This is a genomic window from Paracoccus sp. SCN 68-21, assembly GCF_001724535.1.
Classification (GTDB): domain Bacteria; phylum Pseudomonadota; class Alphaproteobacteria; order Rhodobacterales; family Rhodobacteraceae; genus Paracoccus; species Paracoccus hibiscisoli.
This window is the reverse complement of the sequence record NZ_MEES01000065.1, coordinates 49,120-69,182: the sequence shown is the minus strand read 5'-3', so window position 1 is coordinate 69,182 and position 20,063 is coordinate 49,120. Positions and strand designations below refer to the sequence as shown.

The following is a 20,063-nucleotide window of genomic DNA, read 5'->3' as shown; positions in this document are numbered from 1 at the left end:
CCAACGATCACAATGCTCATGGTCCGCTCCTTCCTCCATTGAACACCGACATCCTACACGGAGATCGGCGGGAGGGGCGGGCCATCCATAAAGGGGGGCTGAGATGGCGTTCGTTCTCGGACGGCTCGGATTTTATCTGATCGCCCTTCTCATCGCGATCACCTTCAACTTCCTGATCCCGCGCCTGATGCCCGGCGATCCGGTCGATGCGATGTTCGCGGCCGCAGGCGGGCGCATGCCCCCCGAGACACTGGCCGCCTATCGTCAGATGCTGGGCTTTGTCGACGCGCCGCTGTGGCAGCAATACCTGACCTATCTGCGCAGCGTGCTGACCCTTGACCTGGGGCCGTCGATCATGCTGTTTCCGACGCCGGTGACGACGGTCCTGGCGGGCACGCTGCCCTGGACGGTGTTTCTGGCGGGCACGGCCACGCTGCTGTCGATCTTCATCGGCTGCTTCATCGGGCTGTACGCGGCCTTCAACCGGGGTGGGTTCGTGGACCGGGTGATGCCGGTGACCTGGCAGTTTCTGGCATCGATGCCGCAGGCTGTGACCGCGCTGGCGATGTTTTTCGTCTTTGCGCTGACGCTGTCGTGGTTTCCCCTGGGCTTTGGGTTCGACCCCAATATCCGGCCCGGATGGACGCCCGGCTTTCTGGGGAACGTGCTGTATCACGCGGCGCTGCCGCTGGTGACGCTGCTGATCTCGATGATCGCGACCTGGGTTTTCACGAAGCGCAATGCGATGGTGAACGTGCTGGGCGAGGATTACATCGCCATGGCGCGCGCCAAGGGGCTGGCCCCGGGGCGGATCATGCGCCGCTATGCCGCGCGCAACGCCATCCTGCCGGTCGTCACGGCCGTGTCGATGGCGCTTGGATTCGCCGTCGCGGGGCAGGTCTTCATCGAGACGGTGTTCAACTATCCGGGGCTGGGCCAGCTGATCGTCAAGGCCGTCGCCGCACGGGACTATCCGCTGATGCAGGCCTGTTTCCTGCTGATCGTGATGGGCGTCCTGATCGCCAATTTCATCGCCGACACGCTGTATGTCTGGCTCGATCCGCGCCTGCGCGGTTGAAGGACACGCCATGAAATCCGCATAGGCCTTTCTCTCGGGGCTGGGCCGGTTCTATCGGGGCAATACCGCCGGAATCGTCGGCTCGACCATCGTGGCGCTGATCCTGGCGCTGTCGCTGGCCGCGCCGCTGCTGGCGCCCCACGACCCCGACCGCCGCGTCGCCCGCGGCCACGAGCCGCCCAGTGCCCAGCACATCCTCGGGTCCACCCGCGCGGGCAAGGATGTCCTCAGCCAGGCGCTGCACGGGGGGCGGGTGTCGCTGATGGTCGCGTTCTCGGCGGCGGCACTGACCTCGGTGATAGCCTTGGCGACCCGGGGTCTCGGCGGGCTATTTCGGCGGGCGCACCGATGACATCCTGATGGCGGTCACGAACATCATGCTGGTGTTCCCGCAGCTGCCGCTGCTGATCATCCTGGCGGCGTTCCTCGGTAATGTCGGGCCGTTCGTGATCGCCGTCATCCTGGGGCTGACATCCTGGCCATGGGGCGCGCGGGTCATGCGGGCGCAGACCCTGTCGATCCGGCGCAAGGAGTTCGTCACCGCAGCCGAGATCATGGGCGAGGCCCGCTGGCGCATCATCGTGGTCGAGATCATGCCCAATCTGGTCAGCCTGGCCGCCGGAATGTTCGTGGGAACCGCGCTCTATGCCATCGGCGCGCAGGCGGGGCTGGAGTTTCTGGGCCTGGGCGATCCGACCGTCATCAGCTGGGGCACGATGCTGTACTGGGCGCAATCCTCGCAGGCGTTCTGGTCGGCGCGTGGTGCGATTTCCTGGTGCCCGGCACGCTTGTGGCCCTGGTGGGCGGCGGTCTGGCGCTGTTGAACATCTCGATCGACCAGGTGTCGAACCCGCGGCTGAGGACCGGCCCGCATCTGCGCCGCTGGCGCAGGCTGAGCGCCGAGGTCGAGGCCCGCCGCGCCGGGGGTACATCATGAGCGCGCCGCTGCTGTCCTGCCGCGACGTGTCGGTCGACTACATCGTCGACGGTGGCACCGCGCGGGCCTGCAACCGGGTCTCGCTGGACATCCATCCCGCCGAGACGGTGGGCCTGGCGGGCGGATCCGGTTGCGGCAAATCCACCCTGGCCTTTGCCATCACCCGGATGCACAACGCCCCCGCGCTGATCTCGGAGGGGCAGATCCTGTGCGAGGGGCGCGACGTGCTGGCCATGACGCCCGCCGAACTGCGCGCCTTTCGGTGGGCCGAAACGGCGATGGTCTTTCAAAGCGCCATGACCGCGCTGAACCCCGTCATCACCATCGGAGAGCAGATCTGCGACGTCATCCTAGCGCACCGCCCCGTCACCGGCGACGAGGCCTGGTCGCGCGGCGAGGAATTGCTGTCCATGGTCCGCGCCCGCGCCCGGATGAGCGCCTATCCGCATCAGCTGTCGGGCGGCATGCGCCAGCGCGTGGTCATCGCCATCAGCCTTGCGCTGCGCCCCCGCCGGATCGTCATGGACGAGCCGACGACCGCGCTGGACGTGGTCGTCGAACGCGAGATCATGGACGAACTGGCCCAGCTGAAGCGCGAATACGGCTTTGCGATCCTGTTCATCTCGCATGATCTGGCCTTGATGGGCGAGATTTGCGGCCGCATCGGCATCATGTATGCGGGCAATCTGGTCGAGCTGGGCACCGCCGCCGAGGTTCTGGAGAACCCCCGCCATCCCTATACGCAGGGGGTGGTCGGGTCGTTCTCGTCGATCCACGGGCCAAAAACGCGGCTGCACGGCATTCCGGGCAGCCCGGTCAACCTGCTGGACCTGCCGCAGGGGTGCAACTTTCAGGACCGATGCCCGGCGCGGATCGCCGCCTGTGCGCGCGTCGCGCCCGACCTGCTGCCCGCAGGCCCCGGCCATGAGGCCGCCTGCCATCTGGTCACCCCGCCGCAGGAGGCCCGCGCATGACCGCCTTTGACGAGATCCGGGTCGAGAACATGGTCATCGACTTTCCGGTGGGCGGTGGCCTGTTTCGACGCAATCACCTGCGCGCGGCCAATGACGTCAGCCTGACCCTGCGCGCGGGCGAGGCGCTGGCCATCGTCGGCGAAAGCGGCAGCGGCAAGAGCAACTGCGCGCGCGCCATCAGCCGCATCCTGACACCCACATCCGGGCGGATCATGGTCGGCGGGCAGGACATCCTGGCCCCCGGCTTCCGCGAGGGGCGGCGCGATTATGCGGCGCGCGTGCAGGTGATCTTTCAGGACCCGTTCGGATCGCTGAACCCGGTCCACACCATCCGCCATCACATCGCCCGCCCAATCCGCGTCTACAATCCGCAGCTGTCCCCCGCCCAGGTCGAGGATCGCATCATCGCCACGCTGGACCGCGTCGGCCTGGCGCCCGCTGTCCAGACCGCGGGCAAATACCCCTACGAGCTGTCGGGCGGCCAGCGTCAGCGCGTGGCCATCGCCCGCGCGCTGGCGGTGGGGGCGCGCTTCATCCTGGCGGATGAGCCGATCTCAATGCTGGACGTGTCGATCCGGCTTGGCATCCTGAACCTGATGGATGACATGAAGCGCGACGGCATCGGCTTCATGGACATCACTCACGACTTCGCCACCGCGCGCTATTTTGCGGAACGCACGGCGGTCAGGTATCTGGGCCACATGGTCGAATGGGGCGACAGCGACAGCGTGACCCAGTCCCCGCGCCATCCCTATACGCAGCTGCTGATCAGCGCCGTCCCGCAGCCGGGCCGCCCCCGCGCCCAGGCCCGCCCCGTCCGCAAGGCCGACATCGCGCAGCGTGGCCCCGACAGCCGGGGCTGCCCCTTTGCCGGGCGCTGTCCCGACACCACCGACCAGTGCCGCGCAATCCTGCCGCCGGTCACGAAGCTTGAAAAGGATCACCATGTCAGATGCCACCTGTATTGAGGCCGGTCGGCCCATGCCCGCGCGGTCGGATTTCCCCAAGGGGGTCGTCTTTGGCGCCGCCACCGCCTCCTATCAGATCGAGGGCATGGCGCAGGGCGGGGCCGGTCCCTGCCATTGGGACAGTTTTGCCGCGACTGGCAGCAATGTGGTGCGCAACAAGGACGGCGCCCGCGCCTGCGACCATGACAACCGCTGGCCCGAGGATCTGGACCTAATCCGCGACGGCGGCTTTGATGCCTATCGCTTCTCGACGTCCTGGGCGCGGGTGATGCCCGATGGCCGGACGATCAACCCCGAGGGGCTGGACTTCTATGACCGGCTGGTGGACGGGATGATCGCGCGCGGTCTGACCCCCTATCTGACGCTGTATCACTGGGACCTGCCTTCGGCGCTGGCGGATGCGGGTGGCTGGACGAATCGACAGACGGCGGAATGCTTCGCGGAATACGCCTCCGTCGTGATGGCCCGCATTGGTGACCGCGTGGCCCGCACCGCGACCATCAACGAGCCGTGGTGCGTCAGCTGGCTGTCCCACTTCGAGGGCCAGCACGCCCCCGGTCTGCGTGACATCCGGGCTGCCGCCCGGTCGATGCACCATATCCAGCTGGCGCATGGCCTGGCCGTGCAGCGCCTGCGCGCCGAGGGGCATGGCGATCTGGGCGTGGTGCTGAACTTTTCGGAGATCTGCCGCATGGGCCGGGTGATGCCGCGGCCGTAGACCGGTCGGACGCCATCAGCAACCGCTGGTTCATCGAATCCATCGCCCGGGGCACCTATCCGCAGGTGCTGCTGGACACCCTTGCGCCGCATATGCCCAAGGCTGGCAGGATGACATGGCGGTCATCGCCAGCCCGATCGACTGGCTGGGGGTGAATTACTATTCACGGGGCATCGTGTCGGACGCGCCGGATCTGCCCTGGCCCTCGACCCGCGGTCATGAGGGCCCGTTGCCCAAGACCCAGATGGGATGGGAGATCTATCCCGACGGCCTGCGCAACCTGCTGATCTGCATGGCGCGCGATTATGTGGGTGACCTGCCGCTGGTCGTCACCGAGAACGGCATGGCCTGGGATGACCGCGTCGAGGACGGACAGGTCCGCGACGACACGCGACGCGACTATATCACGGCGCATCTGCCTGCCACGCATGAGGCGATCGCGGCAGGCGCGAATGCTCAGGGGTTCTTCTACTGGTCGCTGCTGGACAATTTCGAATGGTCGTTCGGCTATGAGCAACGCTTTGGCCTGATCCATGTCGATTTCGACAGCCTGACTCGGACGCCCAAAAGCTCATATCACGCGCTCAGCGCAGCAATGGCGCGCTGAATGGATATCCCGGTCGCCCGGCACATGCCAGGCGCGCGGGACACCTACCGTCATGGGGTGGTCGCCACTGCGTGTCTGAGGCGTGCCGTGATGTGTTAAGGTTGTACGCGGCTGACAATCAGCCTAGGAAAGATCGTGCATATGCCGGAGGGGCATCAAACCCGGTGGTTTGGCCGGACTTCAAATCCGGTTGGGGCAGCGAGCCTGTCCCGGGTGGGTTCGACTCCCATTCCCTTCCGCCATCTGCCCCTTGGCTTCCGGTTCAGCAATCCGGCACAGGATCGGCCAGACCGGCAAGATCCAGCCCGCGTGCCGTTGGCGGCTGCCAGGTGACGGAACTGTCTGTCGCGCCCTGGATGTTCGTGCCCAGCTGAGAGCCACCCGTCCCGCCGCTCCATCCGGTCGTGCCGGTGTTCTCGGGCGCAGTCGCATCCTCGGAAGGATCGGGCTGGGTCGCGGCCTCGGCCTGCGTGTTGGGGGCAGGGCATTCAGGAGCTGGCGCCACGCGGTCGGCACCGGACGTTTGCGCCACGGACACCCCCCCCAACGGCACCATCACCGACAACACCCCAACCGAGAGGGCCATCCTGATCAACGAAAGGGTCATATCCGCGCCTTATCCGCTATTGCGGTACCTGAACGCCCGCGAGGAGCAAGGGTTCCAAAAGTACGGCACCGGGCGCACCCTAGGCCCTTGGGCCTCCTGTCGAATTGCTGTCATTCCCGAATTGCCTGAAGGCACGATGAGGCGTTCTTCTTATCGTCAAACGACCGATCGCGGCCCATCCCCATATCCCGGCTTTCGCGCACCCGTGCCGCTGCCGAGATCCTGTGCCTCTCACGACAGGCTGGATAGGACGTGCCCGGCCCTGGCGTCGTCCCCGGGCGCGGTCAGAATGCGAAGACGGGTATCTAAAGCATGCTTCCAGTACCTGTTCCGCCAGCTCCTGCGGTGGTCGCGGCGGTCTTCGGCGTGAGGAGCCGACGATACCGTCCGTATCTGAACCTCAGACCCCACATATCCTTGGCATTGCCGCGCGGGACATCAGCCTGACCGTCCCGGGTCAAAGCTCATCGCCGCAGATGCTGCACAAGGCAGGTCGCGTTGTGAACGCTGCGCCGGCTTAGGAGGGTGTCCCGCCGTTGCGGCGGGGCCGACCCTAGAACTCCATCATCCGCGGAGTGACCTCGGCGGCCATTGCACGGGGGCGCGCGGCAGCGCTGCGGGCGGGCGCAGGGGCCGAGGTCGGGGCCGGGCGGATCGAGGGGTCGAAGCTGAAGCTGGTCAGCGCCGCGCCCAGGATGCCCGCCTGCTGTTGGAGCGAGGCTGCGGCCGCGTTCGTTTCCTCGGCCACGGCGGCGTTCTGCTGGGTCACCTGATCCAGATGGTTTACGCCGGAATTGATCTCGGACAGGGCGGTGGACTGATCACCCGCGGCCAGCGCGATGGCGGCCACCTGTTCGGACACCTCGCGGGCCTTGGTCAGGATCTGCTCCAGGCTGCCGCCCGTCCGCGACACCAGCGACGAGCCGGAACGCACATGCTGCGACGAATCCGAGATCAGGCCCTTGATCTCGCGCGCGGATTCCGACGCACGCTGCGCCAGGCCCCGCACCTCGGAGGCGACTACGGCAAAGCCGCGCCCCGCTTCGCCGGCCCGTGCGGCCTCGACGCCGGCATTCAGCGCCAGCAGATTGGTCTGGAACGCGATGTCGTCGATCACCGTGATGATCCGGTTGATCTGATCCGAGGACGCCTCGATGCGCTGCATGGCGTCGATGGCCTCGCCCACGATGCTGCGCCCCTCCTCAGCGATGGCGCGGTTGGCCCGCGAGGCCCCTTCGGCCGTGCGCGCCAGATCGGCGGTCGAGGTCACGCTGGCGGTCAGCTCGGTCAGCGCTGCGGCGGATTGCTCCAGCGTCGCGGCCTGGGTCTCGGCCCGGCCCGCCAGATCCTGCGCGGCCGAGGTGATCTCCTCGGACCCGGTGCGGACCTGATGGGCGACGTCGATGATGCGGGCCATCGTCTGGCCCAGACCCGACACGACCGTGTTGAAGCTGCTGCGCAGCGATTCGTATTCGGTCGGAAAGGGATCATGCGGCGGGTTGGGGATCTGGACCGAGAGGTCGCCCCCGGCCAGACGCTCCAGCCCGGCCGACAGATCAGAGCAGACGCGGTCCTGCTTGCGGGCCTCGACCACGGCTTCGGCGGCGCGCTGGTCGCGTCGGATGGTGGCCTCTGCGCGCTCCTGCCGGGCGGCGGCCAGGCCGTCGCGGAACTGCGCCAGGTTTCGGGCGATGGACCCGATCTCGTCGCGCAGGGAGGTGCCGGGGATGTCGCGGTCGTATTGCTGGCGGGCGATGTCCTGCATGGCGGCATCGACCTCCTTGAGGGGCCGCAGCGCCCGGCGCGTCATCACCAGGTTCAGAATAAAGGCCACCACCAGGCACAGCGCGGTCAGCCCGATCGCCACCATCATGTTGCGCGACAGCACGGCCTCGATCCCCTCCATCAGGACGCCCGCGTAGAGCACGCCGGTGACCTGGCCCGCGGCGTCGCGCACGGGCACATAGATCGTCAGATAGGGACGCTCCAGGATGGTGGCCGTTCCGGCATAGGTCTCGCCGCGCAGCATGGCGGCGTGGACCGGTCCGGTCGGGTCCAGGGGGGTGCCCACGGCGCGGGTGCCGTCGGCCCGCTGGACATTGGTGGTCATGCGGATGAATTGGCCCGCCGCCGGGTCCAGGCGAAAGACGGTCGCCGTCTCTCCGGTCTGCTGGCCGACGCTGTCGACCATGTCATGCGCGGCGAAATCGGGAATGTCTGGCCAGACGACCGATTGCGGGATGCCATCGGCTCCGAGGGTGAAGGCAAAGCCCGGGTTGTCGGCCTCCAGCGCATGGGCCAGCACCCGCAGCGTCACGCGTTGCGCGGACTGGGCATTGCTCAGCAGGCTGTCCCGCTGTGCCATGCTGAGGGTTGTGACCAGAACCACCGCCAGCGCGGCCATCAGGGCGAGGCTGGTCGTCGTGATCTTCTGGCGCAGCGACAAGGTGGGGATAAGGGTCATGGGATGCTCCGGGACAGGGTCGGGAGGCTCAGTCTAGCGACGATTCGCTAAGATCCGGTTAGCGGTCGATCCGGGCTTTCAAGGCGCGGGCCGGATGGCTATGAGGGCCGCCCAAGGGGGCCATCGCGCCTCCGGCACTGGCAAGGACATCCGGCATGACACGGCGCGGCAGCGGTCTGGGCATTGATTTCGGCACCTCGAACACGGTCGCGGGCCATGCCCCCGACGGCCCACCGCAGCTGATCGGGCTGGAGGCCGGGGCCACCACCATGCCGACCACGTTCTTCTTTGACGCGGCAACGCGCGGCACCCTGCTGGGCGGGCCCGCCAACCGCGCCCTGCTGGAGGGGCGCGAGGGGCGCTTTATGCGGGCGCTAAAACGCGTGCTGGGCACGCCCCTGATGCATGAACAGCGGATGATCTTGACCGAACGGGTCAGCCTGTCGGACCTGATCGCGCGCTTTCTGCACCAGGTCCGCGCCCGGGCCGAGGCGCAGACCGGCCTGACCTTTGATCGCGTCCTGTCGGGGCGTCCGGTGGTGTTTCACGGCACCGACGACCCGCGCGAGCAGCAGGCCGAGGATGACCTGCGCGCCTGCTATCTGGCGGCGGGCTTTCGCGAGGTGGCCTTCATGCCCGAGCCCGAGGCGGCGGCCATCGCGGCAGGCGCCACCCATCGCGCCGGCACCACGGGGCTGATCGTCGATGTCGGCGGCGGCACGTCCGATTTTTCGGTCTTTCGGGCGGGCGCCGGGGGTGTGACGATCCTGGCCAGCCACGGGGTGCGCTTCGGCGGCACCGATTTCGACCGCGCGATCAGCCTGGATCACGTCATGCCGCTGCTGGGTCGGGGCACGCGGCTGCGCAAGGCGATGGGGCCGGGCCATTCGCCCGTCCCGAACGCGATCTTTGCCGATCTGGCCACGTGGGAGCGCATCCCCTTTGTCAACACGCCCCAGAACCGCCGCATGGTGGCCGAGATGGCGCGCCTGGCCGAACAGCCGCAGGCCTTGGCGGACCTGGCCGCCGTGCTGGAGGAGGATCTGGGCCACGATCTGGCCTTTGCGGTCGAGGCCGGCAAGATCGCCGCGAATGACGGCGACGCCGCGATCCGCCTGGACGCGATCCGGGCTGGCCTGTCCGCGCCGCTGGCCCGCCAGGCCATGGCCGACAGCCTGTCGCGCCACGCGGCCCAGCTGCGCGAGGGCGCGACCGAGACCCTGCGCCGCGCGGGCCTGTCCGACACCGATATCGACCAGGTGATCTATGTCGGCGGCTCCAGCCTGATGTCGATCGTGCAGCAGACGCTGCGCGCGCAGTTCCCCGATGCCGATCACCGCGCGCATGAGGTGTTCACCGCCGTGGCCGACGGGCTGTCCATCGCCGCCGCCTGATCGCTTGCAGATCGTGCAACCCGGGGGTAGCACAAGGGGCCGAACCCGGCCCCTTTCAAGGTTGCCCATGCCCCTGTCCGATTCGCCGCTGCGTGGCATCGCGCTGAAATGCGCCAGCGTGACGGTGTTCACGCTGATGGCCGCGCTGATCAAGGCCACCGCCGAAAACGCCGCGATCCCGCCGGGTCAGCAGGTGTTCTTTCGGTCGTTCTTTGCGCTGCCGGTGATCCTGGTCTGGCTGCTGTGGCGGTCAGAGCTGCGGGTGGGTTTGGGGACCGCGAACCCGATGGGCCATGTCTATCGCGGGCTGGTGGGCACCACGGCGATGGCGCTGAACTTTTGGGCGCTGTCGCTGCTGCCTTTGCCCGAGGTGACGGCGATCGGCTTTGCCGCGCCGCTGCTGGTGGTGATCCTGGCGGGCATGTTTCTGGGAGAGAACGTCCGCGCCTTTCGCCTGTCGATGGTCGGGCTGGGTCTGGCGGGGGTGCTGATCGTGCTGTCGCCGCAGATCGGCGCGGGGCCGGGGGCGGACCCGCTGCGCATGCTGGGGGCGGTGGTGGCCCTTGGCGGCGCGGCGGCGGCGGCGCTGGCGCAGATCTTCGTGCGCCAGCTGGTTCAGGTCGAACGGACCTCGGCGATCGTGTTCTGGTTCTCGGTCACGTCGACGCTGCTGTCGCTGCTGACGCTGCCGTTTGGCTGGGTGATGCCGGGGGGCGGGGTGCTGGCGCAGCTGGTGCTGACGGGCCTTCTGGGGGGCTTGGGGCAGATCCTGCTGACATCGGCCTATCGCCATGCGGATGCGTCGGTGGTGGCGCCTTTCGACTATGTCGCGATGATCTGGGCGGTTGCCCTGGGCTGGTACGTCTTTGCCGAGGTGCCCACCCCGGCGGTCATCGGGGGTTCCGCGCTGGTCATCCTGGCGGGCATCCTGATCATCTGGCGCGAACACGCCCTGGGCCTGGAACGCCGCCGTCAGCGCAAGGCCACGCCTCCCGCCTGAGGTCCCGGCTGCGGCGTCAGTCGCCCCACCAGCGCCACCAGATCCCGGAACCGCTCCCCCTGGACCAGGACATGATCGGTCATGGCGCGTTCGGCGCGGTCGGTATCCCCCGCCCGGATGGCCGCAGCGATCTGGCGGTGCTCGTCCAGCGACCGCGCCACCCGCCCCGGCGATTGCAGCTGGCGGCGGCGATAGGGCTGCAGGATGGCCTGCAGGCGCAGCGTCTCGGCCTCCAGAAAGGCGTTGTGCGCGGCGTGATAGATGGCCTGATGAAAGGCGGTGTTTTCCGCGTAATAACGGTCGGGTTCGCCGGCGGCGGCCTCGCAGGCGTCCAGCGTGGCGGCGATGCGATCCAGGTCGTGGGCATCGGCGCGGCGGCAGGCCAGGCCCGCGCAGAACGCCTCCATCCGGGCCATGACCTCGAACCGGTCCATCAGCTCAGGGACGCCCAGCTTGGCCACGAAGGTGCCGCGTTTGGGCTGGACGATCAGGAGGCCCGACGCCTCCAGCGCCTGCAGCGCTTCGCGCACGGGGGTGCGCGAACAGCCATATTCGGCGGCGATGGCATCGGGGTCGATCCGCGCGCCGGGCACGAAACGGCCATCGACGATGGCGTTTTCCAGGGCCAGGCGGATGCGATGGGCGGCAGGCAGGGTCATCGGGGCCTCAGGGCGCGTGTGGTCAGGTCATATTCCATCGCAGGGCAGGCAGGATGTCCACGATGAAGGTTGTTATATACATCAGCACCGATTCGATGTATATCAAACCTCGGGGGAGGAACATCATGGGTAAGCAAAGACTGGGATTCCTGTCGGATTTCGTCGAGGCGATCACCCGCCGCAAACGCGGTGGCGAGGCCGAGACGCTCAAGGCGCTGGCGCGGCCTGCATCGGAACGCGCGCGGGTGGCCTGCACGGTGCTGATGGGGCGCATCGGGGATGCGGCGCGGGTGGCGGTGGCGGAACAGGCGCTGTCGGCCTATGCCGAGCTGGACGCGGATCAGCGGGCCGACTTCTTTCGCGCCATGCGCGACGATCACGGCGTCGATGCGGATGCGATCCGCGCCGCCTATGCAGCCTGGGACGCCACCCCGGACGCCCGCCGCGTGGCCGATCTGTTCGAGGCGGTCGAGCCTGCCCGCCAGACCCTGCTGCGCCGGTTGAACATGGCGCCGGGCGCGACTTTGCAACTGGTGCGGATGCGTCAGGACCTGCTGGCCGCGATGCGCGCCGACCCCGATCTGGCCGCCATCGACGCCGATTTCGCGCATCTGCTGGCCAGCTGGTTCAACCGCGGGTTCCTGACCATGCGGCGCATCGACTGGAACGCCCCCGCCGCGATCCTGGAAAAGCTGATGGAATACGAAAGCGTCCATCAGATGCAGGGCTGGCCCGACCTCAAGCGGCGGCTGGCCGCCAATGACCGGCGCCTGTACGCGTTCTTTCACCCCGCCACCGGGGACGAGCCGCTGATCTTTGTCGAGGTCGCGCTGACCCAAGGGCTGCCCGACGCCATCGCCCCGATCCTGACCGCGCCTGATGCGCGCGAACCGGCGGCGGCGGATACGGCGGTGTTCTATTCCATCAACAACAGCCTGGCGGGCCTCAAGGGCGTCAGTTTCGGCAACTTCCTGATCAAGCAGGTGGTGGCCGTCCTGTCCGCCGAACTGCCCGACCTGCGGACCTTCGTCACGCTGTCGCCGGTGCCGGGCTTTGCCGCCTGGTTGGCGGATCAGCAGGACGCGCCCGCCGTGGCGCTGCGCGGGGCGCTGACCATGGGCGCCTGGCGGACCGATCCGGGCGCGGCCGAGGCGCTGCACCCGCAGGTCATGGCCGTCGCCGCGCGTTATATCGTGCAGGCCAAGGGCCGCGCCGGTGCGCCCGCCGATCCGGTGGCGCGGTTCCATCTGGGCAACGGCGCCTGCGCGCACCGGCTGAACTGGCCCGCCGACCTGTCGCCGGGGGCGCTGGCATCGGCGCACGGGCTGATGATCAACTATCTGTACGAGCTGGACCGGATCGAGGACCGGCACGAAGCCTTCGTGCGCGACGGCACGGTGGCGCATGGCGCCCAGCTGGCCGATGCGCTGAAGACCTGAGGGAGGAGAGACCATGCAGACCATACACAGCCACTTCATCCAGACCGCCGAGGTCATGCAGGGCAAGACCCTGTTCGAACGCCCCGGCCAGCCCGATATCAGCTTTGCCGCCATGCGCGAGACGGTCGAACGTCTGGCGGGCGCGCTGACCGCCCTGGGTGTGACCCCCGGCGACCGCGTGGCAGCCCAGGTCGAGAAATCGCCGGAGGCGATCGCGCTGTATCTGGCGACGCTGCAGGTGGGGGCGATCTTTCTGCCGCTGAACACCGCCTATACCGGGTCCGAGATCGACTATTTCATCGGTGACGCCGCACCCCGCCTGTTCGTCTGCGACCCCGGCCTGGCCGCGTCCCACGCGCATCGCGGGGGTGATACGCTGGCGGTCGAGACCCTGGGCGCGGACGGGCAGGGGACGCTGACCGAGCGTGCCGCCACCGCCACCCCGCGCGAGGACGCTCATCCCTGCGAGCCGCACGACCGGGCCGCGATCCTGTACACCTCGGGCACGACGGGGCGGTCCAAGGGAGCGGTGCTGACGCATGGCAACCTGACCTCGAACACCGAGGCGCTGCTGGATCACTGGCGCTTCACCGCCGATGACCGGCTGATCCACGCGCTGCCCATCTTTCACACGCATGGGCTGTTCGTGGCCGCCAACATGGCGCTGGTTGCGGGCGCCACGATGATCTTCCTGACGAAATTCGACGCCGAACAGGCCATCGACCTGATGGGCCGCGCCACCGTGCTGATGGGCGTGCCGACCTTCTACACGCGCCTGCTGAAATCGCCGCGTCTGGACCGCGAGGCGACCGCGACCATGCGGCTGTTCGTGTCGGGATCGGCGCCGCTGCTGGCCGAGGATCACCGCGCCTTCACCGAACGGACCGGGCATCGCATCCTGGAGCGTTACGGCATGACCGAAACCTGCATGATCACCTCGAACCCCTATGACGGGGACCGCATCGCGGGGGCGGTGGGTATGGCGCTGCCGGGCATCGACGTGCGCATCACCGACCGCGAGACCGGCGCACCGGTCGCCCCCGGAGAGATCGGCCTGATCGAGGTCAAGGGGCCCAACGTCTTCGAAGGCTATTGGAACATGCCCGAAAAGACCGCGTCCGAGTTCCGCCCCGACGGCTATTTCATCACCGGTGATCTGGGCACGATCGAGGCCGACGGCTATCTGCGCATCGTGGGCCGCGACAAGGATCTGGTGATCTCGGGCGGCTATAACGTCTATCCCAAGGAGGTCGAGGAGGCCATCGACGCGCTGCCCGGCGTTCTGGAAAGCGCCGTGATCGGCCTGCCGCATGGCGACCTGGGAGAGGCCGTGACCGCCATCGTCGTGCCGAAATCGGGAACGCTGGACGCGGAGGCGATCCGCGCCGCGCTGACGGGCCTCGCGCGCTTCAAGCAGCCCAAGCAGGTGATCGTCGTCGACGCCCTGCCGCGCAATGTCATGGGCAAGGTGCAAAAGGCCGAACTGCGCCGCCAGCATGCGGGACTTTACGAGCAGGCCACGGCCTGACACCGGCCCGGATGCGCGGCGGAGGAGGTCGCGCATCCGGGTCGTCACATCCCGAGGGAGGGGAATCTGATGATAATCTATGGAGTTGCGGCCTTGGCCGCCTGTCATCTGGCAGGCGTGATCCTGGGCGATCTGCTGGGCATGATCCTGGGGGTCCAGTCCAATGTCGGCGGCGTTGGCTTTGCCATGCTGCTGCTGATCGTGGTGACCGACTGGCTGCGCCGCACGGGCCGGCTGCCGGTGCTGTCGGAACAGGGCATCCTGTTCTGGTCGGCCATGTACATCCCCATCGTCGTGGCCATGGCCGCCCAGCAGAACGTCGTCGCGGCCCTGGCGGGCGGCCCCATCGCGATCATCGCGGGCGTGGGTGCCACGGCGGTCTGCATGGCACTGGTTCCGGTCGTGGCGCGCATCGGCGGCCAGGACGAACCCCTGCCGCCCCTGATGGCGCAGGAGGCATAAGGCGATGGACATGATCACGGATATCCTGGTCAAGAACGGCCTGGTCTTTGCCTTTGTCACCGTCGGCGTCGTCATGTGGCTGTCCTATCAGCTGTCGGACCGGTTGTCGGCGGGGCGCCTGCACGGGTCGGCGGTGGCGATCATCATCGGGCTTGTGCTGGCCTGGATCGGCGGCATCGCCACGGGCGGGTCGAGGGGGCTGGCCGACGTGCCGCTGTTCACCGGCATCGGTCTGATGGGCGGCGCGATGCTGCGCGATCTGGCCATCGTGTCCACCGCCTATGGCGTCGACATCCGCGAAATCCGCAAGGCGGGTGCCGCGGGCATCGCCGCCCTGGCCTTGGGCATCGTGATGTCCTTTGTGGTGGGCGCACTGGTCGCCGCCGCCTTCGGCTATACCGATGCGGTCAGCATGGCGACCATCGGCGGCGGGGCCGCGACCTATATCGTGGGTCCGGTGACCGGCACCGCCCTGGGCGCCAGTTCCGAGGTCATCGCCCTGTCGGTCGCGGCGGGTCTGCTCAAGGCGGTTCTGGTGATGATCGGCACGCCCTTCGTGGCGCCGCTGATCGGGCTGAACAACCCGAAATCGGCCATGGCCTATGGCGGGCTGATGGGCACGACCAGCGGCGTCGCCGGGGGCCTGGCCGCCACTGACAAGCGCCTGGTGCCCTATGGCGCAATGACGGCCACGTTCTACACCGGGCTTGGATGCCTGCTGGGGCCGTCGGTGATGTATCTGGCCCTGCTGGCCATCACCGGGAGCTGAGCCCCGCGACCGCCTCCGGGGGCAACCCCCGGGGGCGGTGGACGTATTGCTGCGAACAACAACATCTTGACCAGCGAACACGGGGGCGACACAATAGTGCGCAGAACAGGGCTATTCACACGGTCCGGGGTTCTTGATAATCTGCATTTTGTGTAATTTTTTGTTGTTCGGGGTTGCGATGATTAACCTTTCCGCGAAGGCGGCTGATGGCCGCGAGGTCCTGGCCCGCGCCGAATTCACCATCGACATGCTGCGCAACCTGCTGGTGGTGTTCGAGGCCGCCTCGGGCGACAAGCCGGTTCTGGTCGAACTGTGCGACCGCGCGGTCTGGGCGGTCACGCCCGACGGTCACCGCCTGCTGATCGGGCAGAAGACCGGGCCACAGCCCTACGACGCCTGAACCGGCTGCTTTTTGTCAACCTCGGGAACACCTTGCGATCCCGGTCATTGTTCCCGCAGGCATGCGCGGAGAGACCACGATGACAGGCAGGTTCTGGGGACCGGTACGCGACACCGCGCAGGGTGACGGGACGTGGCACTTTCGCCTCTGGGGGCCCTCTGCGGGTCAGGTCGATCTGCTGACCGGGGACGGGTCATGCCCGATGCAGCGCGACGACGCCGTGCTGTGGCAGACCAGCGTCCCGGCCTTTCCCGGCCAGACCTATCTGTTCCGCGTCGACGGTCAGGACATTCCCGACCCGGCCAGCCGCCTGCAGGCGGCGGGCGTGAACGGGTCAAGCGTGCTGGTCGACATGCCCGCGCCGCGCCCCTGGCCGGGCCGCCCTTGGTCGCAGGCCGCGATCTGTCAGCTGCACGTCGGATGCTTTACCCCTGAGGGCACGTTTGCCGCCGCCGCCGACCGGCTGCCGGGGCTGGCCGCCCTTGGGCTGACGGCGATCCAGCTGATGCCGGTGGGACAGTTCGCGGGCGACCGGGGCTGGGGCTATGACGGGGTGCTGCCCTATGCGCCCCACCCGGCCTATGGCAGCCCCGGCGATCTGCGCCGTCTGGTGCAGGCGGCCCATGACTGCGGGATGATGGTGATCCTGGATCTGGTGATGAACCACTTTGGCCCCGAAGGGGCCTGGATGCATGTCGCAGCCCCCGAGTTCTTTGACCCCGCCCGGCACACGCCCTGGGGCGCGGCGATCGATTTCGACCAACCCGCCGTGCGCGATTTCTGGATGGGCTGCGCGATGCATTGGCTGGAGGGTTACGGCATCGACGGGCTGCGTCTGGACGCGGTGCACCAGATGCGCGGCCCCGGCGCGCAGGTCTTTCTGACCGACCTGGCCGCGCAGGTCGCCCGCCTGACCCCCGCTCGCCACCTGATCACCGAGGATGAGCGCAACATCCCCGACCTGCGCGAGGCCGGCCATGACGCCGCGCTGAACGATGATTTCCACCACGCCGTCCACGTCGCCCTGACCGGCGAGACCGACAGCTATTACGCGCCCTTTGCCGATGACCCGGTGGGCGATCTGGCGCTGGCCCTGTCGCGCGGCCATGTGCTGGAGGGGCAGGACCGTCCCGGCGGGCCGCCGCGGGGCGCGCCTTGCGGGCATTTGCCGCCCACCGCCTTCGTGAACGCGATCCAGACCCACGACCAGATCGGTAACCGCGCGCTTGGCGAACGGCTGCTGACCCTTGCCGATCCGCAGGCGGTGCGCGTGGCCTATGGCCTGCTGCTGGCCGCGCCCTTCATCCCGATGATCTTCATGGGAGAGGAGCGGGGAGACACCGCGCCCTTTCAGTTCTTTGCCGATTTCGACGGCGACCTGGCGCAGGCCGTCCGGAAGGGCAGGGCGGCCGAATTTCCCGACATCGCCCGCCGGGGTGACACCGTGCCCGACCCGATCGACCCCGCCACGATGGATCGCAGCCGCCTGACCTGGGCCGAGGACGCCCATGCCTGCGACTGGATGGCCCTGACGCGCCGCGCGCTGGCGTTTCGGGCAGCCCACGTGGTGCCGCTGCTGGACAGCGGCCAGCCAACGACAACGGTCACACGCGAGGGCCCCGGCCTGATCCGCGCCCTGTGGCAGTTTCCCGGCGGCGCACTGGCGCTGTCATTGGCTTTGGGCCAGCCCGATCCCACGCCGCTGCCCGATCCCGACCTTTGCGTCGGTCAGCCCGGCAGCCCCTTTTCCCTGACCATGAAGGCCCTTCAATGATCCCCCGCATCCCGACCGCCACCTTTCGCATCCAGCTGCGCGGCGGGGTCGATTTCGCCGCCCTGACGCAGCGCCTTGACCAGATCGCGGGGCTGGGCGTCTCGCATCTGTATCTGTCGCCGATCTTTACCGCGACCGAAGGCTCGACCCACGGCTATGACATCACCGATCCGTCGCGCATCGACCAGACCCTGGGCGGGGCCGAGGGGTTCGAGGCGCTGGCCCATGCCGCCCGGTCGCGGGGCCTGGGCATCATCCTGGACATCGTGCCCAACCACACCGCCTTTTCGGTGCAAAACCCCTGGCTGGCCGATGTGCTGACCCATGGCCGCGCCAGCCCCCGCGCGCGTCATTTCGACATCGACTGGCAGGCGGGGCCGCTGATCCTGCCCTGGCTGCCCGAACCGTTCGAGGTGATGCTGACCCAGGGCGCCTTCCAGATCCGCGACGGGCATTGGTGCATGGGCGATCTGGCCGTGCCGCTGGCGCCGGGCACCGACGTGACCGACGATCTGACAGCCCTGCATGAGGCGCAGCACTGGCGTCTGGTCCATGCCGCGCTGGAGCGTGACAGCATCACGCATCGCCGGTTCTTCAACGTGACCGACCTGATCGGCATGCGGGTCGAGGACCCTCCGGTCTTTGACGACACGCATGCGCTGATCATCGATCTGGTGCGCCGCGATCTGGTGCAGGGGCTGCGCATCGACCATATCGACGGGCTGGCCGACCCTGCCGACTATCTGGCGCGCCTGTCGCAGGCGCTGCCCGACACCCCTCTGTGGGTCGAGAAGATCCTGACCGGGGACGAGGCGCTGCCCCCCGAATGGCCCGTCGCGGGCACCACCGGATACGAGGCCGGGCGCCTGATCGCACGGCTGCTGACGCGGCCGCAGGGGCTGGACGATCTGGACCGCCATTGGCGCCAGGCGACCGGCATCACCGGCGGGTTCGATCAGGCGCTGATCCAGGCGAAGCATGACGTGCTGGACCACGAACTGGCGGCCGAGCGGCGGCAGCTGGCGCGGCTGGCGGGCGCGGCGCTGGACCCGCTGCCCGATGTCCAGCCCGGCCCCGAGGCGCTGCGCGAGGCGGTGACCGCGCTGCTGGTCGCGGTGCCCCGCTATCGCAGCTATGTCACGGATCAGGGCACGACCCCCGATGACCGCGCGCTGATCGCGCAGGTGGCCGACGATGCCGCGCGGGGGCTGCGCTGCGACCGGGTGCTGCGGATGCTGGCGCAGGTCTGGGCGGACCCGGCGACGCCTGCGCAGATGGCCTTTGTCACGCGGTTGCAGCAGGTGTCGGGCGCGCTGCTGGCCAAGGCGCAGGAGGATACCGCGGGCTTTCGCTGGACCCGCTATCTGCCCGCCAACGAGGTCGGCGCCGAACCCGACCATGCAACCGTGACTGCGCCCGAGGCCAACGCCATCCTGGCGCGGCGCGGCGCGGGCGACATGGTGCTGACCTCGTCCCATGACAGCAAGCGGTCCGAGGATTCGCGCGCCCGCATGATCGCCGCCAGCCACCTGCCCGACCAGATGCTGGCCCTGGACGAGGCCGCCGCCGCGCTGCCGCAGGCCCAAGGCGTGCCCGATGCCTGGCGCTGGTACATGGTGCAATCCGCGCTGGCGATGCACGGGGCCGACCGGGCCGCCGACCGTCTGGCGCAGCATGTCGAAAAGGCCATGCGCGAGGCCAAGGAAACCAGCTTTTGGACTAACCCGGACCTGACGGCCGAGGCCGCGCTGGCCGATCTGGGTCACGCCTTGCTGGACGGCTGGCACCGCAATCCCCCGGCCGCCCTGACCGCCCTGCTGCAGCGGGGCGAGGCGCTGATGCTGGCCCAGCTGGTGTTCAAGGCGGTGATGCCCGGCTTTCCCGACATCTATCAGGGCACGCAGGGCACGTTCCTGGCGCTGACCGACCCCGACAACCGCCATCCGGTCCCCTGGGACGCGTTGGCCGCCGACCGGGGCGTCAAGGCGCAATGGACGCAGCGCCTGCTGCACTGGCGGCGCGACCGGCAGGCGCAGCTGTCCGACGCCGATGCGCAGGTGGTGATCACGCCCGACAGACTCAGCCTGACCCGGCGGTCGGGCGACTGGCGGGCGGTCGCGCGGCTGATGCTGCCCGGTGCAGCGGCGGTGGATGACGGGGCTGCCGAAATTCTGGACTGGACCGGACCGGACGGCAGCCGCGTGCTGCTGTCCGAGGCAGGGGCGATTGATAATTGACGGGTCCGGGAACAACCTGTGGATGACGCGGTTCGGCATGACACGCTT

The 20,063-nt window shown here is 68.4% G+C and carries 17 protein-coding genes, 1 tRNA gene and 1 pseudogene; 16 read left to right on the top strand and 3 right to left on the bottom strand.

Translation table 11 applies throughout. The features are described from left to right. The first annotated feature begins 103 nt into the window (after positions 1–103). From ABS73_RS14425 to ABS73_RS14395, 7 genes and pseudogenes are all read left to right on the top strand, one after another. Complete coding sequence (locus ABS73_RS14425; protein WP_277020750.1) at positions 104–1,078, top strand: ABC transporter permease; 975 nt, start codon at positions 104–106, stop codon at positions 1,076–1,078. A gap of 40 nt (positions 1,079–1,118) precedes the next feature. Beyond that, complete coding sequence (locus tag ABS73_RS14420; protein ID WP_277020751.1) at positions 1,119–1,430, top strand: hypothetical protein; 312 nt, start codon at positions 1,119–1,121, stop codon at positions 1,428–1,430. Positions 1,431–1,437: 7 nt separating this feature from the next. Continuing rightward, on the top strand, positions 1,438–1,902 hold the full coding sequence (locus ABS73_RS14415) for an ABC transporter permease (RefSeq protein ID WP_277020748.1): 465 nt from the start codon (positions 1,438–1,440) through the stop codon (positions 1,900–1,902). A 109-nt stretch (positions 1,903–2,011) separates the two neighbouring features. Then, the gene (locus ABS73_RS14410) at positions 2,012–2,989 is read left to right on the top strand and encodes an ABC transporter ATP-binding protein (protein ID WP_277020745.1); all 978 of its coding nucleotides are present in this window, start codon (positions 2,012–2,014) and stop codon (positions 2,987–2,989) included. Then, complete coding sequence (locus ABS73_RS14405) at positions 2,986–3,957, top strand: ABC transporter ATP-binding protein (RefSeq protein ID WP_277020742.1); 972 nt, start codon at positions 2,986–2,988, stop codon at positions 3,955–3,957. The genes ABS73_RS14410 and ABS73_RS14405 overlap by 4 nt, the downstream gene beginning before the upstream one ends. Positions 3,958–3,970: 13 nt before the next feature. Beyond that, positions 3,971–5,282: pseudogene (locus tag ABS73_RS14400) on the top strand (GH1 family beta-glucosidase). A 146-nt stretch (positions 5,283–5,428) separates the two neighbouring features. Further along, a tRNA-Sec gene (locus ABS73_RS14395) sits at positions 5,429–5,524 on the top strand. A 20-nt stretch (positions 5,525–5,544) separates the two neighbouring features. Here ABS73_RS14395 and ABS73_RS14390 read toward each other — a convergent pair. Beyond that, complete coding sequence (locus ABS73_RS14390) at positions 5,545–5,814, bottom strand: hypothetical protein (protein WP_286693532.1); 270 nt, start codon at positions 5,812–5,814, stop codon at positions 5,545–5,547. A gap of 628 nt (positions 5,815–6,442) precedes the next feature. Beyond that, positions 6,443–8,353 carry a methyl-accepting chemotaxis protein gene (locus tag ABS73_RS14385; protein ID WP_277020737.1) on the bottom strand — a complete coding sequence of 637 codons (1,911 nt, stop codon included), beginning with the start codon at positions 8,351–8,353 and terminating at the stop codon, positions 6,443–6,445. A 155-nt stretch (positions 8,354–8,508) separates the two neighbouring features. Here ABS73_RS14385 and ABS73_RS14380 point away from each other — a divergent pair, with 155 nt between their 5' ends. Both ABS73_RS14380 and ABS73_RS14375 read left to right on the top strand, forming a co-directional pair. After that, a complete protein-coding gene (locus tag ABS73_RS14380; RefSeq protein ID WP_277020734.1) occupies positions 8,509–9,747 on the top strand; it encodes an Hsp70 family protein in 1,239 nt (412 codons plus the stop codon). A gap of 67 nt (positions 9,748–9,814) precedes the next feature. Further along, positions 9,815–10,747: a DMT family transporter gene (locus tag ABS73_RS14375; protein ID WP_277020731.1), complete on the top strand. Its 933-nt coding sequence runs from the start codon at positions 9,815–9,817 to the stop codon at positions 10,745–10,747. On the opposite strand, the gene ABS73_RS14370 is transcribed toward ABS73_RS14375, so the two are convergent. Continuing rightward, complete coding sequence (locus tag ABS73_RS14370) at positions 10,720–11,406, bottom strand: GntR family transcriptional regulator (RefSeq protein ID WP_277020728.1); 687 nt, start codon at positions 11,404–11,406, stop codon at positions 10,720–10,722. The genes ABS73_RS14375 and ABS73_RS14370 overlap by 28 nt on opposite strands. Before the next feature lie 125 nt (positions 11,407–11,531). Between ABS73_RS14370 and ABS73_RS14365 the strand changes: the two genes are divergently transcribed. From ABS73_RS14365 to treY, 7 genes are all read left to right on the top strand, one after another. Further along, the gene (locus tag ABS73_RS14365; RefSeq protein ID WP_277020725.1) at positions 11,532–12,845 is read left to right on the top strand and encodes a malonyl-CoA decarboxylase domain-containing protein; all 1,314 of its coding nucleotides are present in this window, start codon (positions 11,532–11,534) and stop codon (positions 12,843–12,845) included. 13 nt (positions 12,846–12,858) lie between these two features. Further along, positions 12,859–14,373 carry a malonate--CoA ligase gene (locus ABS73_RS14360; protein ID WP_277020723.1) on the top strand — a complete coding sequence of 505 codons (1,515 nt, stop codon included), beginning with the start codon at positions 12,859–12,861 and terminating at the stop codon, positions 14,371–14,373. Positions 14,374–14,442: 69 nt separating this feature from the next. Continuing rightward, the gene (madL, locus tag ABS73_RS14355; protein ID WP_277020721.1) at positions 14,443–14,835 is read left to right on the top strand and encodes a malonate transporter subunit MadL; all 393 of its coding nucleotides are present in this window, start codon (positions 14,443–14,445) and stop codon (positions 14,833–14,835) included. Between the two features lie 10 nt (positions 14,836–14,845). Further along, entirely contained in the window at positions 14,846–15,604 is a 759-nt protein-coding gene (gene madM, locus ABS73_RS14350) for a malonate transporter subunit MadM (RefSeq protein WP_277020718.1), read from the top strand. Positions 15,605–15,782: 178 nt separating this feature from the next. Then, entirely contained in the window at positions 15,783–16,004 is a 222-nt protein-coding gene (locus tag ABS73_RS14345) for a hypothetical protein (protein ID WP_277020715.1), read from the top strand. A 61-nt stretch (positions 16,005–16,065) separates the two neighbouring features. Continuing rightward, the gene (gene treZ / locus ABS73_RS14340) at positions 16,066–17,778 is read left to right on the top strand and encodes a malto-oligosyltrehalose trehalohydrolase (RefSeq protein WP_338118588.1); all 1,713 of its coding nucleotides are present in this window, start codon (positions 16,066–16,068) and stop codon (positions 17,776–17,778) included. After that, positions 17,775–20,015 (top strand): malto-oligosyltrehalose synthase, encoded by a 2,241-nt coding sequence (gene treY / locus ABS73_RS14335; protein ID WP_277020711.1) that lies wholly within the window; start codon positions 17,775–17,777, stop codon positions 20,013–20,015. Before treZ ends, treY begins: the two co-directional genes overlap by 4 nt. Positions 20,016–20,063 lie beyond the last annotated feature (48 nt).

Bases quoted from the DNA above. Each gene is read 5' to 3' on its own strand.
- ABS73_RS14365 (WP_277020725.1), top strand. From the start codon at position 11,532: ATGGGTAAGCAAAGACTGGGATTCCTGTCGGATTTCGTCGAGGCGATC.
- ABS73_RS14410 (WP_277020745.1), top strand. From the start codon at position 2,012: ATGAGCGCGCCGCTGCTGTCCTGCCGCGACGTGTCGGTCGACTACATC.
- ABS73_RS14360 (WP_277020723.1), top strand. From the start codon at position 12,859: ATGCAGACCATACACAGCCACTTCATCCAGACCGCCGAGGTCATGCAG.
- treZ (WP_338118588.1), top strand. From the start codon at position 16,066: ATGCGCGGAGAGACCACGATGACAGGCAGGTTCTGGGGACCGGTACGC.
- treY (WP_277020711.1), top strand. From the start codon at position 17,775: ATGATCCCCCGCATCCCGACCGCCACCTTTCGCATCCAGCTGCGCGGC.
- madM (WP_277020718.1), top strand. From the start codon at position 14,846: ATGATCACGGATATCCTGGTCAAGAACGGCCTGGTCTTTGCCTTTGTC.
- ABS73_RS14385 (WP_277020737.1), bottom strand. From the start codon at position 8,353: ATGACCCTTATCCCCACCTTGTCGCTGCGCCAGAAGATCACGACGACC.
- ABS73_RS14405 (WP_277020742.1), top strand. From the start codon at position 2,986: ATGACCGCCTTTGACGAGATCCGGGTCGAGAACATGGTCATCGACTTT.
- ABS73_RS14425 (WP_277020750.1), top strand. From the start codon at position 104: ATGGCGTTCGTTCTCGGACGGCTCGGATTTTATCTGATCGCCCTTCTC.
- madL (WP_277020721.1), top strand. From the start codon at position 14,443: ATGATAATCTATGGAGTTGCGGCCTTGGCCGCCTGTCATCTGGCAGGC.
- ABS73_RS14345 (WP_277020715.1), top strand. From the start codon at position 15,783: ATGATTAACCTTTCCGCGAAGGCGGCTGATGGCCGCGAGGTCCTGGCC.
- ABS73_RS14415 (WP_277020748.1), top strand. From the start codon at position 1,438: ATGGCGGTCACGAACATCATGCTGGTGTTCCCGCAGCTGCCGCTGCTG.
- ABS73_RS14380 (WP_277020734.1), top strand. From the start codon at position 8,509: ATGACACGGCGCGGCAGCGGTCTGGGCATTGATTTCGGCACCTCGAAC.
- ABS73_RS14375 (WP_277020731.1), top strand. From the start codon at position 9,815: ATGCCCCTGTCCGATTCGCCGCTGCGTGGCATCGCGCTGAAATGCGCC.
- ABS73_RS14370 (WP_277020728.1), bottom strand. From the start codon at position 11,406: ATGACCCTGCCTGCCGCCCATCGCATCCGCCTGGCCCTGGAAAACGCC.